Here is a 13,162-nt window from a genome sequence, read left to right on the forward strand (position 1 = left end):
GGAAGGGCCGCGCGTGCGGCCCTTTTTTTCGCGGAGCTGCAGGGGTAATCTGCCTTCCAAGCAAACGGTCGGCGATGCCGGCCGGGGGAACGACCGGAAGGGAGACGAGAGGATGGGCAAGCTCGCACTGGCGGCCAAGATCACGCACGTGCCGTCGATGTATCTCAGCGAGCTGGATGGTCCGGCCAAGGGCAAGCGACAGTCGGCGATCGACGGTCATATCGAGATCGGCCGGCGCTGCCGCGAGGCCGGCGTCGACACCATCGTCGTGTTCGACACCCATTGGCTGGTCAACGCCGGCTACCACATCAATTGCGCGCCGCATTTCGAGGGGCTCTACACCTCGAACGAGCTGCCGCACTTCATCGCCAACATGACCTATGAATACGACGGCAACCCGGAGCTGGGCCACATCCTCGCCGAGGGCGCCAACGCCCATGGCGTCGCCACCATGGCCCACGATGCGACGTCGCTGGCGCTGGAATACGGCACCTTGGTGCCGATGCGCTACATGAACCCCGACCGCCACTTCAAGGTCGTCTCCGTCTCGGCGCTGTGCACCTCGCATTATCTCGCCGACAGCGCCAAGCTCGGCTGGGCGTTCCGCCGCGCGGTCGAGGATCATTACGACGGCACGGTGGCCTTCTTCGCCTCGGGCTCGCTGAGCCATCGCTTTGCCCAGAACGGCACCGCCGACGAGTATCGCGACCGGATGTTCAGCCCGTTCCTGGAGCGGCTCGACCACGAGGTGATCCAGATGTGGGAGCACGGCGAGTGGCCGGATTTCTGCGACATGCTGCCGGAATATGCCAGCAAGGGACATGGCGAGGGCTTCATGCACGATACCGCCATGCTGCTGGGCGCGCTCGGCTGGAACCACTACGACCGCGGCGTCGAGGTGGTGACGCCGTTCTTCCCCTCATCGGGGACGGGCCAGATCAACGCGGTGTTTCCGGTCTCGCCGATGCCGCAGGCGCTGGACGACGTCGGCCGGCCGCGCGCCGCCGCACTCGCGGGCGGTCGGCTGTAGCGCCTCTCACCAGACCTCCGCATGCCCGAGCATCTCGATGATGTCCTCGGGATAGACTTGATCGGCGGTCGCCGTGAGCTCGGCTGGTCGCCGCCATTTGCTCGGTGTTGAACCGCGGCGTCGGCGGCGCGACCAATGCGGGACGGATCGGAGGCCGGTGACCGTTCAATGCTGACGAGAATTCTGCTGCTGACCGCAATGCTCATCGCGCCGGGCATTGCCACTGCGCAGGCGCCGCATCGCGAAGCCTGCAACGTCGAGGCCGACGTCACCGACCGCGATCCGAATGGTGCCAATGTCCGTGCCGAGCCTGGCGGCAGCATCGTCAAGGTCCTGAAAAATCCGACCAGCGATGGCTGGATCGTCGTGCATCTCGTCGCGCAGCAGGGCGACTGGTTCGAGATCGACCGGGCCATGCTGAACGACGTCGATCAGGGCAAGGAGACCGTGATCTTTCAGGGCAGGGGCTTCCTGCATCGGAGCATCGTCGGCGCCGGCGGCCTGCAGAACGGCGCGGCGATCTACCGCGATCACGCCACGTCGAGCGCGAAGCTCGACCCGCATGCGAGCGGTGACCAGTCGGTCGAGCTGCTCGGCTGCTTTGGCGACTTCGCCAAGATCCGCGTCAAGAAGGGCATCGGCTGGACCCGGCAGCTCTGCACCAACATGGTGACGACCTGCTCGTGACAGCGTGCGCTCGCCGAGCTCCGTCGCGGGCAGCCCGTTGACCACGGCTGCGTTGCAGGTCGTCGCGCCTGCTCAGGCCGCGCGCTGCTGGTGCTGCGACAGCCGCTCGCGCTCGCGCCGGCACCCGGCCGCGAATTGGCGCAGCCGCTCGATCGTCAGCGCGTCGGTGATGCTCCGCTCGAGCCGCTCGGCCCGCTCGATCTGATCGTCGAGGTCCATCAGCTTGGTCATGTCCCGTCTCCCTGGCCAGACAATTTGAAGCAAATTGCATCGTTCCGGCCGGATGAGGATCGTGGTGAATGACGGGTTAATTCCGTGATCGGGCGCACGCTGGAAGGATCGTCCCGGCGAGCCGACGATGGACCGGCGGGACTGCGTCGTCGATGCATCGCAAGCGTCGGCATGGGTCGAACGGCGCACGGGCGCGACGCTGTGCCGGCCGGACGAGATCTGATTCAAGCGCTAGCCGGTCGTCGCTCGTGCGCAATAGTCACGCCAGAACGTCCGGTATCCCTGTTCCACATGCTGCGTGTAGAGCGCGCCGTTTCCGGCGGCTGAATTCAACACCCTGGCGGGCAGCTCGGCACGGAGCGCGGCAAGCTCGCCGGGCCGCGAGCAGAATTTCAGCGCTGTCGCGAGATAGCCTTCGTCGTCATCGGCGACCCACGCGTCGAGGCCGACCGCCTTGACGATCGCGCCGCCCGCCCGTGCCGAGGGGGTGCTGCCGAGCTTGGCGACGACAGGCACGCCCATCTGCAGTGCCTCCCACGTCGAGATGCCGCCATTTTGGGGGAACGGATCGAGTGCGATGTCGATATCGGCGAACATCGCAAGATGCTCCTCGCGCGACGTCTTTCCGACGCAACGGACGCGTTCCGCGGCGATGCCGTGGGCGACGAAGCGGGCGATCAAGCCGTCGCGCAGCAGGGGATCGTTCATCGCATGGTTCTTGACGACGATCATCGAGCCCGGCGTCGCAGCCATCAGCTTCGACCATAGAGCCAGAGTCGGCTCCGAAAACTTGTCGGCGCGATTGAACGAGCCGAAGGTGACGTGGCCGTTGCGAAGCATCGGCAGCGCCGACGGCGGAATTGGAGGCGGCGGTTCGATCGTGATCAGCGACGGCAGATCGTAGATCTTTTCGGCAAACAGATGCCGGACCGCGGCCGGAATCGTCACCGCATCGGCCAGCAGATAATCCATCACGGGCAGTCCGGTGCCGGTGACGCTGCCGACGGCCGAGATCTGGATCGGGGCAGGCTTGCGCGCAAACAGCGTGAGCCGGTGGCCGGCGGAATGTCCCGAGAGGTCGACGAGGATGTCGATCTTGTCGGCCCGGATCTGCTCGGCGAGCTTGTCGTCGGTCAACTGCCAGGCCTCGACCCAGCGATCGACCAGCGAACGGCACAGCTCCGTCTTGGCGTCCCTCGTCGGTGAACACGAATAGCCGACGATTTCGAACCTGGCGCGATCGTGATGGCGAAGGATCGGCAGGAAGCCGAGCGCCGCCGAATGCTCGCGGAAATCGGACGACACGTAGCCGACGACAAGGCGCCGGTCCGGGTCCAGATTCCGCTCGCCGAGCGGCAGACGTGGCAACCGCGCGCCGATCGCCTCCCACCAGTGTCTCCGTTCTGCCTGGAGACGTTCGACCGCGACGTCGGGCAGGAAATCCAGCGCGAAGATCTTCTTGGTGATCGCGTCCTCGTAGTCCGGGTTGATCGCGAGCGCGCGGTCGTAGTCCGCAATCGCCGTGGCGATGTCGCCTTGCATCGCGGAGCAGACCCCGAGCAGGGTCCAGGCGCTCTCCTGCTTCGGGTTCTGCGCCAGCATCTTGTCGATGAGCGAGGTCGCCAGGGCGATGTTGCCGCGGACGAGCGAAACCGTGGCCTTGCCGCGCAGGGCGTCTTCCAGCAGCGGTTCGAGGGCCAATGCCGCGTCAAAATCGGCTTCCGCCTCGTCGAACTTGCCCTGCTCCTGATAGGCTCGCCCGCGCTGGGCGAGGGCAGGGGCCGCAGTCGGATTGATCGCCAGCGCCGACGTCAGCGCGGCCACTGCAGTATCGAAGTTCCGCAGGTTCATGCTGACCAGGCCCTTGCCGAACAGGGCCGTCAGCAGCCGCGGCTGCAGCGCGAGCGCGCGATCGAAGCTCTGACCGGCGTCTTCGTACCGGCCCGTGAGCAGTAGCGCCATCCCGCGATTGGCGTGGGCGTCGGCATAGCCGGGCTTCAGCGCGATGGCGCGGTCGTGCGCTGATATCGCCTCGTCGAAACGCGACAGGCTCATCAGCGCATTGCCGAGATTGGTGAGCGCAGTCGGGAAGTTCGGCTGGAGTCCGATGGCGCGTTCGTAACGGGTGCGAGCCTCGTCGTAGCGGCCGAGCCGGAACAGCGACAGGCCGAGATCGGACTGGGCTTCGGCCGAGCGCGGGTCGACCTCGATCGCGCGTGCCAGGACGAGCACGGCTTGGTCGAAACGGCCGCAGTCCCGTTCGGACACGCCGAGCAGATGCAGAGCGCCGAAATGCTGCGGCAGGTCCTGCAGGATCTGCCGGCACAGGGCCTGAGCCTCCGGATGCCGGCCTTCGCGGTAGGCCTTGACCGCCGCCGGCAACAGCACGTCCGCCTGTTTCTTGGCCCGCTTTTGCAGCCTTGCGTTCTGGAAGGCACGGGAGCCGACGCTGCTTTGCAAGTGTTTTCCTCCACAGAACCGGTCCATTGCCCGCAATGGTTGTTCCGTTCTCGCCGATTCGCAATGAGCAGACGTTAACGCGAGGGACGCGTGCCGAAGGGGTGGTGGAGGCCGCAGCGTGTCCGCGCCTTGAAGATGGATCTCGTGCCCGAGGCAAAAACGACCCCGATGCTTCTCAGATCACGAGGATGAGGCTGTCGTGCTTCAGGCCGTCGCGGCAGTGATCAAGCTGGCTGGGGAACCTGGATTCGAACCAAGACAAACAGAGTCAGAGTCTGTTGTGCTACCGTTACACCATTCCCCACCGGAATGCCCTGCAGTTTCAAGCAATTGCCGCACTGTCTGGCACCGTTTTGCGCGCCGGCCGGCAAAGCAGGGCGGCGACGACGGGTCCTTCTACCCGCATGTCTCAGGCTTTGGCAAGCCGCTGGATGACGGATTTCCAACGTGCTCTGCCGCCCCGCCGCGCCACGGGCCGGCAGGGTCTAGCGCTTGCCTCTCGCGGCCTGCGGCTTTCGCGGCGCGCCGTCCGGGCCGGCGCGCAGCAGCAGGACCAGGCAGGCGCCGAGCCGTTCCGCGATCTCGTCATCGTCGATCGACAGCGGGCCGGGATCGTTGAGGACGGCGTTCACCAGGGTGCCGAGCACGACCTGGACGCCGAACGCGACCGTCTTTCGCGCCTCCGCTGTTCGCGACCGCGTGCGCGAGGCCGGGCCGGCGCGCCGGCCCGCAGGCAGCAGGAGCAGCGCCGCGCGCTCCGACAGTGCCTGTGCCAGCTCCTTGAAGCCGCTCCAGTGGTTCGGTCCGGGCTCGCTGCGCACGAGCGCTGCGCGTAGCACGCCCTTGTGACGGCGCATCCACAGCACGGTGCCGCGCACCAGCAGGTGGCATTGCGGGTCGCCCGCGCGGACGGGATCGGGCGGCGGGAGTCTCAAGAGCTGTTTCCGCCCGTCCGCCAAAGTGAGCGCGAGCAGGGCGTTGAAGTAGGCCTCCTTGCTGTCGAACCGGCTGTAGAAGGCGCCGACCGTTGCCCCGATATGCGCACAGAGGTCGCTGATCGACAGCTCCGCGAGGCTGCGCGTGCGCAGCAGCTCCTCGCCGGCCATCAGCAGGGCAAGCGTCGTCTCGCGGCTGCGCTGCTGCCGCGACGGGGTCACGCCGGGCAGGTGGTCCGGCGCGATCCGCTGCGGCATGTCGCTGGCTCCATCTGGAATAATAATAATAATTATGATTATGATCCGAGGCAAGCCTGGCCGTGCCACCCAGCCCCGGGGCGTCGCGGATCCCAGAGCAATCACAACGATAAACTCGTACGGGCTGCGAGGCGCAGCCGGGACGCGAGCGAGAGGGAGGACGAGGCATGAGCGAGCCCGCATTCGGCGGTAGGATCGGCAGGACCATCGCAGGCTCCAGACCCTGGTGGCCGGCGCCGCAGCAGCCGCCGAAGGGCGCGCCCAACATCCTGGTGGTGCTGTTCGACGATGTCGGCTTCTCCGATTTCGGCTGCTACGGCTCGCGGATCCGCACCCCCGCGATCGACGGGCTGGCCGCGCAGGGCCTGCGCTATTCGGGCTTCCACACCACAGCGATGTGCTCGACCACACGGGCGGCACTCCTGACCGGTCGCAACCATCATTCAGTCGGCGTCGGCTGCCTTGCCAATTTCGACTCGGGCTATCCCGGCTATCGCGGCAAGATCGCGCGCGAGGCGGGGACGCTGGCCGAGATGCTGCGCGCCCATGCCTATCGCAACTACATGGTCGGCAAATGGCACGTCACGCCCTTGACCGAGAGCGGCGCGACCGGGCCGTTCGACGGCTGGCCGCTGGGGCGCGGCTTCGACCGCTTCTATGGCTTCCTCGACGCCGAGACCGATCAATATGCGCCGGAGCTGGTGCTCGACAACACCCATGTCAGCCCGCCCGGCAGCTACGCCGACGGCTATCACCTGACTGCCGACCTGGTCGATCAGGCGATCCGCTTCATCGCCGACCACACGGCCGACCGGCCCGAGCTGCCATGGTTGACCTGGCTCGCGCTCGGCGCCTGCCACGCGCCGCATCAGGCGCCGCACGACATCATCGAGAGCTACGACGCGGTCTTCGCCCATGGCTGGGACGCCGAGCGCGCGCAGCGGCTGGCGCGGCAGAAGGCGATGGGGCTGGTGCCGGAGAGCACGGACCTGCCGCCGCGCAATGATGGCGTGAAGCCCTGGGAGGCCCATTCCGAGGATGAGCGGCGCGTCTTCACCCGGCTGCAATCGGCCTTCGCCGGTATGCTCGATCATGCCGACCTGCATCTGGCCCGGCTGCTCGCTTTTCTCGACAAGACCGGCCAGCGCGACAATACGCTCGTGATCGTCATGTCGGACAATGGCGCCAGCCAGGAGGGCGGGCCGCTCGGCTTCGTCAACGCGATGGGACCGTTCAACTTCAAGCCGGAGCCGATCGCCGAGAAGCTCGCGCGGATCGACGACATCGGCGGGCCGGATACGCACTCGAACTTCCCGCATGGCTGGGCGATGGCGTCGAACACGCCGCTGCGCCGCTACAAGCAGAACACCCATGGCGGCGGCATCCGCGATCCCTTCATCGTCTCCTGGCCGCAGCGCATCGCGGCGCGCGGCGAAATCCGCCACCAGTTCGTCCATGCCTGCGACCTCGTGCCGACCCTGCTCGACCTGATCGGCATCGATGCGCCGGCCATGATCGCGGGTGTGCCGCAGATGCCGCTCGAGGGCGTGAGCTTCGCCGCCTCGATCACCGATCCGGCGGCACCGTCGAAGCAGGTCGCGCAATATTTCGAGATGTTCGGCCATCGTGGCCTCTGGCACGACGGCTGGAAGGCGGTGGCCTTTCACCCGTCGGGCACGCCGTTCGACAACGATAGATGGGAGCTGTTTCATCTCACGCAGGATTTCTCCGAGACGCATGATCTCGCCGCCGCCGAGCCGGAGCGGCTCGCGGCACTGGTGAAGCTGTGGTGGGAGCAGGCGGAGGCGCACCAGGTGCTGCCGCTCGACGATCGCTTCGGCCCGCGCTTTGCCGAGAACGCGGCGCGTTTCCACGGCGCGCGCACGCGCTTTACGTTCCACGCCGGCATGGGCCATGTGCCGACGGACGTCGCGCCCGACGTGCGCAGCCGCGACTATCTGATCGAGGCCCATGTCGAGATCGATGCAGAGGGCGCATCCGGCGTGCTCATCGCCCATGGCGATGCGACGTCGGGCTACAGTCTCTACGTCAAGGACGGTCATCTCGTGCACGACCTCAACATCGGCGGCCGGCACGAGATCATCAGCTCGACCCGCCCGGTGCCGGCGGGATCGCACCGCCTGGGCCTGCGCGTCGAACGTCTCAGGCGGCAGACCGAGCCCGCCAAGGGCGCGCGCACCGGCATGAGCCGGTACACGTTGCTGATCGACGGCGAGGAGGCCGGAGCGCTGACGACGCAGCTCGCCTTCCACACGCTGATCTCCTGGTCGGGGCTCGACATCGGCCATGACCGCGGCAGCCCGGTGTCGGACTATGCGGCGCCGTTTGCGTTCACCGGACGGCTCTCCCACGTGACCGTGACGATGCAGGACGAACAGAGTCTGGACGGCGAGGGCGTCGCCAACGCCGAGATGGGGCGGCAGTAGGCGACGACAAGCGGCGGACTATTCCGCCGCTTCCTTGACCGGACCTGCGGCCGCGGTCTCGGGCTCGTGGTCGATATGCGTGCGGCCCCAGCGCGCGAAGGCGTTGTTGACCTTGTCGAGATAGAGATAGACCACCGGCGTGGTGAACAGCGTCAGCATCTGGCTGACGATCAGGCCGCCGACCATCGCATAGCCGAGCGGCTGGCGGATCTCCGAGCCGGTGCCGTTGCCGAGCATCAGGGGCACGCCGCCGAGCAGGGCTGCCATCGTCGTCATCATGATCGGACGGAAGCGCAGCAGGGCGGCCTGGCGGATCGACTGCTCGGGCGGCAGATGCTGGTCACGTTCGGCGGCGATGGCGAAGTCGACCATCATGATGCCGTTCTTCTTCACGATGCCGATCAGCAGGATGACGCCGATCAGCGCAATCAGGCTGAAATCGTAGCCGAATGCCATCAGGATCGCGAGCGCGCCGACGCCGGCCGAGGGCAGCGTCGAGAGAATCGTGATCGGGTGGATGTAGCTCTCGTAGAGGATGCCGAGGATCAGATAGACCACGACGAGGGCGGCGAGGATCAAGAGCGGCACGGTCGACAGCGACTGCTGGAACGCCTGCGCAGTGCCCTGAAAGCTCGAGTTCAAGGTTGCCGGCGCGCCGAGCTCGACCATCGCGCGCTGCACCGCATCGGTGGCCTGGCCGAGCGCGACGCCCTGGGCGAGGTTGAAGCTGATCGTGATCGACGGAAACTGACCCTGGTGGCTGATCGACAGCGGCCGCACCGGCACGTTGGTCCAACTGGCGAAGGTCGAGAGCGGCACCTGGTCGCCGGTGGTCGGCGATTTCACGTAGAGCTTGTTGAGCGTGTCGATATTGCCCTGCAGTTCAGGCAGGATCTCCAGGATCACGCGGTAGGAGTTGAGCTGGGTGAAGTACTGCGCGACCTGGCGCTGGCCGAACGCGTCATACAGCGTGTCGTCGATCAGCTGGGGCGAGATGCCGTACCGCGAGGCGGTGTCGCGGTTGATCGTGAGCTGCACGGTGGTGCCGTCGGCCTGCTGGTCGGTGGCGACGTCGCGCAGCTGCGGGAGCGAGCGCATCTTCTCCAGGATCTTCGGCGCCCACTCGTTGAGCTCGGCGAGATTGGAGTCCTGCAGCGTGAACTCGAACTGGGTTCGGGACGGCCGGCCGCCGAGGCGGACGTCCTGCGCGGCCTGCATGTAGAGCCGGGCTCCCTCGACCTTCTCGAGCTGCGGCCTCAGGCGTGCGATGATCTGCTGCGCCGATGCATCACGCTCGTCACGCGGCTTCAAAGTGATGAACAGATTGCCGGTATTGCCGGCGCGGCCGGAACCGCCGATCGCCATTGCGACGCTGGCTACGCCCGGATCATCCTGCACGATCTTGGCCAGCGCCTCCTGGCGCGACTGCATCGCCTTGAAGGAGATGTCCTGCGACGCCTCCGACGCGGCGGTGATCAGGCCGTTGTCCTGCTGCGGGAAGAAACCCTTGGGGATCAGCACGAACAGGTAGATCGACAGGCCGAGCGAGGCGAAGAACACCATCAGCGTGGCGAAGCGCCAGCGCAGTGCGATGTCCAATCCCTTCTCGTAGGCCCTGAGCAGCGCCTCGAAGCCGCGCTCGCTCCATTGGTAGAATTTGCCGTGAGCCTGGTGGCCGCCGCGCAGGAAACGCGAGGCCATCATCGGCGTCAACGTCAGCGAGACGAACATCGAGACGAAGATCGTCATCGCCAGCACGACCGCGAATTCGCGGAACAGGCGCCCGATGATGCCGCCCATCAGCAGGAGCGGGATCAGCACGGCGACCAGCGAGATCGAGATCGAGACAATGGTGAAGCCGATCTCCTTGGCCCCCTTGTAGGCGGCAGCCATCGGGGACTCGCCTTCCTCGACATAGCGAGAGATGTTCTCCAGCATGACGATGGCGTCGTCGACGACGAAGCCGACCGCGATCGTCAGCGCCATCAGCGAGAGGTTGTCCAGCGAATAGCCGACCCCCCACATCATCGCGCAGGCGCCGAGCAGCGCGAGCGGCACGGTGATCGTCGGGATCACCGTGGCCCAGAAGCTGCGCAGGAAGATGAAGATGACCATGACCACGAGAAAGATGGTCAGGAGCAGCGTGAACTGGACGTCCTCGACCGCGGCACGGATGGTCGTCGTGCGATCCGACATCAGCTCGACCTTGATGGCCGGCGGGATCGCCGCAACAAGGCGCGGCAGCGTCGCCTTGATCTTGTCGACGGTTTCGATGACGTTGGCGCCAGGCTGCTTGAAGACCACCAGGAACACGCCGCGCTTGCCGTTGGCCCAGGCGGCCTGCTTGGCATCCTCCGGCCCGGTCACCGCCCGGCCAATGTCACGGACGCGCAACGGACCGCCATTGCGGTAGGCGATGATGACGTCGTTCCAGTCCTTCGACTCGGTGAGCTGGTCATTGGCGTAGATGGTGTAGGCCCGACGCTCGCCGTCGATGTTGCCCTTCGGGCTGTCGACCGTGGTGATCGCGATCTGGCTGCGCACGTCCTCCATCGAGAGGCCCTTGGCGACCAGCTTGGCCGGGTCGATCTGGATACGGATCGACGGCTTCTGCTGGCCGCCGATGATCACCTGGGCAACACCCGAGATCTGGCTGATCTGCTGCGCGAGCTGTGCATCGACGGAGTCGGAGACCGTCGTCAGCGGCAGCGTCTCGGACGTGGCGGACAAGATCAGGATCGGCGCGTCCGCCGGGTTGACCTTGCGGTAGGTCGGCGGCGACGGCAGGGTCTTGGGCAACTGGCCCGAGGCAGCGTTGATGGCGCCCTGGACGTCGTTGGCGGCGCCGTCGATGTTGCGGTTCAGGTCGAACTGGATCGTGACCGATGCGGTGCCCAGGTAACTGGTCGATGTCATCTGGGCGATGCCGGGGATCTGTGCGAATTGCCGCTCCAGCGGCTGGGCGACCGAGGTCGCCATGGTCTCAGGGCTGGCGCCCGGCAGATTGGCGGTCACCTGGATGGTCGGGAAGTCGACCTGCGGCAGCGGTGCGACCGGCAGCAGGGGGTAGGCGACCAGGCCGATGAACAGGATACCTGCCATCAGCAGCGAGGTGCCGATGGGGTATTTGATGAAGGGTGCCGAGATGCCGCCGTTCATTCCTGCCGGACCTTAGCTGGCGCCGGCTCCGAGCTGGCCACCGCGGTGGTCACGACCGAGCCTGGCTGAACTTTGAATTGACCGCCGGTGATCACCTGCTGGCCGGGGGTCAACCCCTCTTCGACGACGGTACGGCCATCGAGCGAAACGCCGACCTTCACCTTGCGCAGCTCGGCCTTGCTGTCCGGGCTCACCGTGTAGGAATACAGCCCGTTGGTCGAATGCTGGACGGCGTCGTCGGGAACCACCGTGGCATCCTTCAGCGTCCGCACCAGCAGCCGCGTCGAGACCGACTGTCCGGGCCACAGCACGTGGTCCTTGTTGTCGAACACCGCCTTCAGCCGGATCGTTCCACTCGACGTGTCGACCTGGTTGTTCACGACCATCAGCTTGCCCTCGGCGAGCTGCTTCCTGCCGTCGGTGGTGAACGCGATCACCTTCAAGGGAGCGGTCTTCTGCGCCTCGTTGATGTAGGGCAACTGCTCCTCCGGCGCGGTGAAGATCACCGCGATCGGCTCGATCTGCGCGATCGAAACGATGCCGGTCTGGCTCGAGGCGTTGACGATATTGCCGATGTCGACCTGGCGGAGGCCGGCGACCCCGGAGATCGGCGCCTTGACCTGGGTGTAGCTGAGCTGGGTCTGGGCATTGGCGATCGCGGCGTCGTCGGCGGCGATCTGTGCCGTGAGCTGTGCGACGGTGGCGCGCTGGGTGTCCTGCTGCTGCCTGGTCGCGAACTCGCCGAGCTTGGTGGTGCGCTGCAAATCGAGATTGGCGTTGTTGAGATTGGCCTCGTCCTGCGCCCGCTTGGCCTTGGCCTGGTCGAGCGCGGCCTGGAACGGCCTCGGGTCGATCTCGACCAGCAGGTCGCCCTCTTTCACAAGCTGGCCTTCGGTGAAGGCGATCTTGTCGATCTGGCCGTCGACGCGGGTGCGGACCTGGACGGTGTTGAAGCCTTGCACGGTCCCCAGGCCGGTGAGGAAGACCGGGAAGTCCGTCTTCTCGACCGGCACGGTCGAGACCCGAACCGCCTGCGGTCGGGCCGAATTCTGCTCAGCGGTCTTCTTCGCTGCCTCGGCGCCCTGATGACGCTGCCAGCCGTAATAGCCGGCGCCGCCGAGAGCCGCGACAAGCAGGATCCAACCGAGGGTTCGTGATGTCTTCATGCTGGCCCACATGCTGAGACGAACAGGATAACCGGTCTTTAAAACCATTCCCAGCATGCCAGATATAGTACGCACGCAATTAATGTGTAAACACACGAGCGCGTGGACAAACCTAAACAATCGGCAAGCTTCGAGGGATCGCAAGGGAGTTCACAGCCATGTCGCTGGATATGAGACGTCAGCTCGTTGCGCAGCTTGTCGAAAGCTCGCGCATCCTGCGCAACTATATTGATCATCGTGCCAAACAGCGCGGCACGACCCGCGCACAATGGGTGGTGCTGTTTCGGCTGCGCGCGCATGAGGGGATGTCACAGGTCGATCTCGCAGAAGTGCTGGAACTGCAGCCCATTTCGCTGGTGCGTCTGCTCGACAGGCTGGTCGAGCAGGGGCTGCTGGAGCGCCGGCACGATCCGAGGGATCGCCGCGCGAACCGTCTCCATCTCACCGCCGCGGGACGAAAGCTCGTCGATGATCTCGACGAGCTGCGCGATGCGATTGCCGGCGAGGTTCTGCACGACATTCCGGACGAGGCCGTCGCGACCAGCCTGTCCACGCTCAGGGACCTGAAGGATCGGATCAAGACGCTGTCCGATCCGAAAGCCGAGGTCGCGCTCAAATAGCCGAGCCGCAGCGCGGAGCGTCTTGATCCCATCTTGAGTTGTGCCGTTCTACTAAAACATCTTGAGTGCGAAAAATGGCGCAAAAGCTTGCCATTGCCGCCGTGCGGCCTGCGCGAGAGCAGGGCGGTCTGCGGCATTCCTCTGCCGCCATCGTCGGCCAGCGCGCCGC

At 65.9% G+C, this 13,162-nt stretch carries 9 protein-coding genes and 1 tRNA gene; 4 read left to right on the top strand and 6 right to left on the bottom strand.

Features of this window, described 5'->3' with window-relative positions; translation table 11 throughout:
• The first annotated feature begins 112 nt into the window (after window positions 1-112).
• Together hpaD and QX048_RS28150 are read left to right on the top strand one after the other, a co-directional pair.
• Window positions 113-1,030, top strand: a complete 918-nt coding sequence (gene hpaD, locus QX048_RS28145; protein ID WP_315827378.1) for a 3,4-dihydroxyphenylacetate 2,3-dioxygenase — start codon at window positions 113-115, stop codon at window positions 1,028-1,030.
• Between the two features lie 168 nt (window positions 1,031-1,198).
• Window positions 1,199-1,717 carry a hypothetical protein gene (locus tag QX048_RS28150; protein WP_315749704.1) on the top strand — a complete coding sequence of 173 codons (519 nt, stop codon included), beginning with the start codon at window positions 1,199-1,201 and terminating at the stop codon, window positions 1,715-1,717.
• Window positions 1,718-1,789: 72 nt separating this feature from the next.
• Here QX048_RS28150 and QX048_RS28155 read toward each other — a convergent pair whose 3' ends face one another.
• The 4 genes from QX048_RS28155 to QX048_RS28170 form a co-directional block, all read right to left on the bottom strand.
• The gene (locus QX048_RS28155) at window positions 1,790-1,948 is read right to left on the bottom strand and encodes a hypothetical protein (RefSeq protein ID WP_315714481.1); all 159 of its coding nucleotides are present in this window, start codon (window positions 1,946-1,948) and stop codon (window positions 1,790-1,792) included.
• A gap of 231 nt (window positions 1,949-2,179) precedes the next feature.
• Complete coding sequence (locus tag QX048_RS28160) at window positions 2,180-4,408, bottom strand: tetratricopeptide repeat protein (protein ID WP_316200788.1); 2,229 nt, start codon at window positions 4,406-4,408, stop codon at window positions 2,180-2,182.
• Window positions 4,409-4,638: 230 nt separating this feature from the next.
• Window positions 4,639-4,712: transfer RNA gene (locus tag QX048_RS28165), tRNA-Gln, on the bottom strand.
• Window positions 4,713-4,893: 181 nt separating this feature from the next.
• The gene (locus QX048_RS28170; RefSeq protein WP_315714478.1) at window positions 4,894-5,601 is read right to left on the bottom strand and encodes a TetR/AcrR family transcriptional regulator; all 708 of its coding nucleotides are present in this window, start codon (window positions 5,599-5,601) and stop codon (window positions 4,894-4,896) included.
• A gap of 167 nt (window positions 5,602-5,768) precedes the next feature.
• Here QX048_RS28170 and QX048_RS28175 point away from each other — a divergent pair, with 167 nt between their 5' ends.
• Complete coding sequence (locus QX048_RS28175) at window positions 5,769-8,048, top strand: arylsulfatase (protein WP_315827381.1); 2,280 nt, start codon at window positions 5,769-5,771, stop codon at window positions 8,046-8,048.
• 18 nt (window positions 8,049-8,066) lie between these two features.
• Here the strand turns inward: QX048_RS28175 and QX048_RS28180 are convergent, their stop codons facing one another.
• Both QX048_RS28180 and QX048_RS28185 read right to left on the bottom strand, forming a co-directional pair.
• Window positions 8,067-11,207 carry a multidrug efflux RND transporter permease subunit gene (locus QX048_RS28180; RefSeq protein ID WP_315749712.1) on the bottom strand — a complete coding sequence of 1,047 codons (3,141 nt, stop codon included), beginning with the start codon at window positions 11,205-11,207 and terminating at the stop codon, window positions 8,067-8,069.
• A complete protein-coding gene (locus QX048_RS28185) occupies window positions 11,204-12,385 on the bottom strand; it encodes an efflux RND transporter periplasmic adaptor subunit (protein ID WP_409999263.1) in 1,182 nt (393 codons plus the stop codon). The genes QX048_RS28180 and QX048_RS28185 overlap by 4 nt, the downstream gene beginning before the upstream one ends.
• Window positions 12,386-12,531: 146 nt before the next feature.
• On the opposite strand from QX048_RS28185, the gene QX048_RS28190 reads away from it, so the two are divergent.
• Entirely contained in the window at window positions 12,532-12,993 is a 462-nt protein-coding gene (locus tag QX048_RS28190) for a MarR family transcriptional regulator (RefSeq protein ID WP_315739692.1), read from the top strand.
• Window positions 12,994-13,162 lie beyond the last annotated feature (169 nt).

The sequence above is a fragment of the Bradyrhizobium sp. SZCCHNS30572 genome (assembly GCF_032484415.1).
In the GTDB taxonomy this organism is placed as follows: Bacteria; Pseudomonadota; Alphaproteobacteria; order Rhizobiales; family Xanthobacteraceae; genus Bradyrhizobium.

Bases quoted from the DNA above. Each gene is read 5' to 3' on its own strand.
- QX048_RS28180 (WP_315749712.1), bottom strand. From the start codon at position 11,207: ATGAACGGCGGCATCTCGGCACCCTTCATCAAATACCCCATCGGCACC.
- QX048_RS28150 (WP_315749704.1), top strand. From the start codon at position 1,199: ATGCTGACGAGAATTCTGCTGCTGACCGCAATGCTCATCGCGCCGGGC.
- QX048_RS28190 (WP_315739692.1), top strand. From the start codon at position 12,532: ATGTCGCTGGATATGAGACGTCAGCTCGTTGCGCAGCTTGTCGAAAGC.
- QX048_RS28170 (WP_315714478.1), bottom strand. From the start codon at position 5,601: ATGCCGCAGCGGATCGCGCCGGACCACCTGCCCGGCGTGACCCCGTCG.
- hpaD (WP_315827378.1), top strand. From the start codon at position 113: ATGGGCAAGCTCGCACTGGCGGCCAAGATCACGCACGTGCCGTCGATG.
- QX048_RS28175 (WP_315827381.1), top strand. From the start codon at position 5,769: ATGAGCGAGCCCGCATTCGGCGGTAGGATCGGCAGGACCATCGCAGGC.
- QX048_RS28185 (WP_409999263.1), bottom strand. From the start codon at position 12,385: ATGTGGGCCAGCATGAAGACATCACGAACCCTCGGTTGGATCCTGCTT.
- QX048_RS28155 (WP_315714481.1), bottom strand. From the start codon at position 1,948: ATGACCAAGCTGATGGACCTCGACGATCAGATCGAGCGGGCCGAGCGG.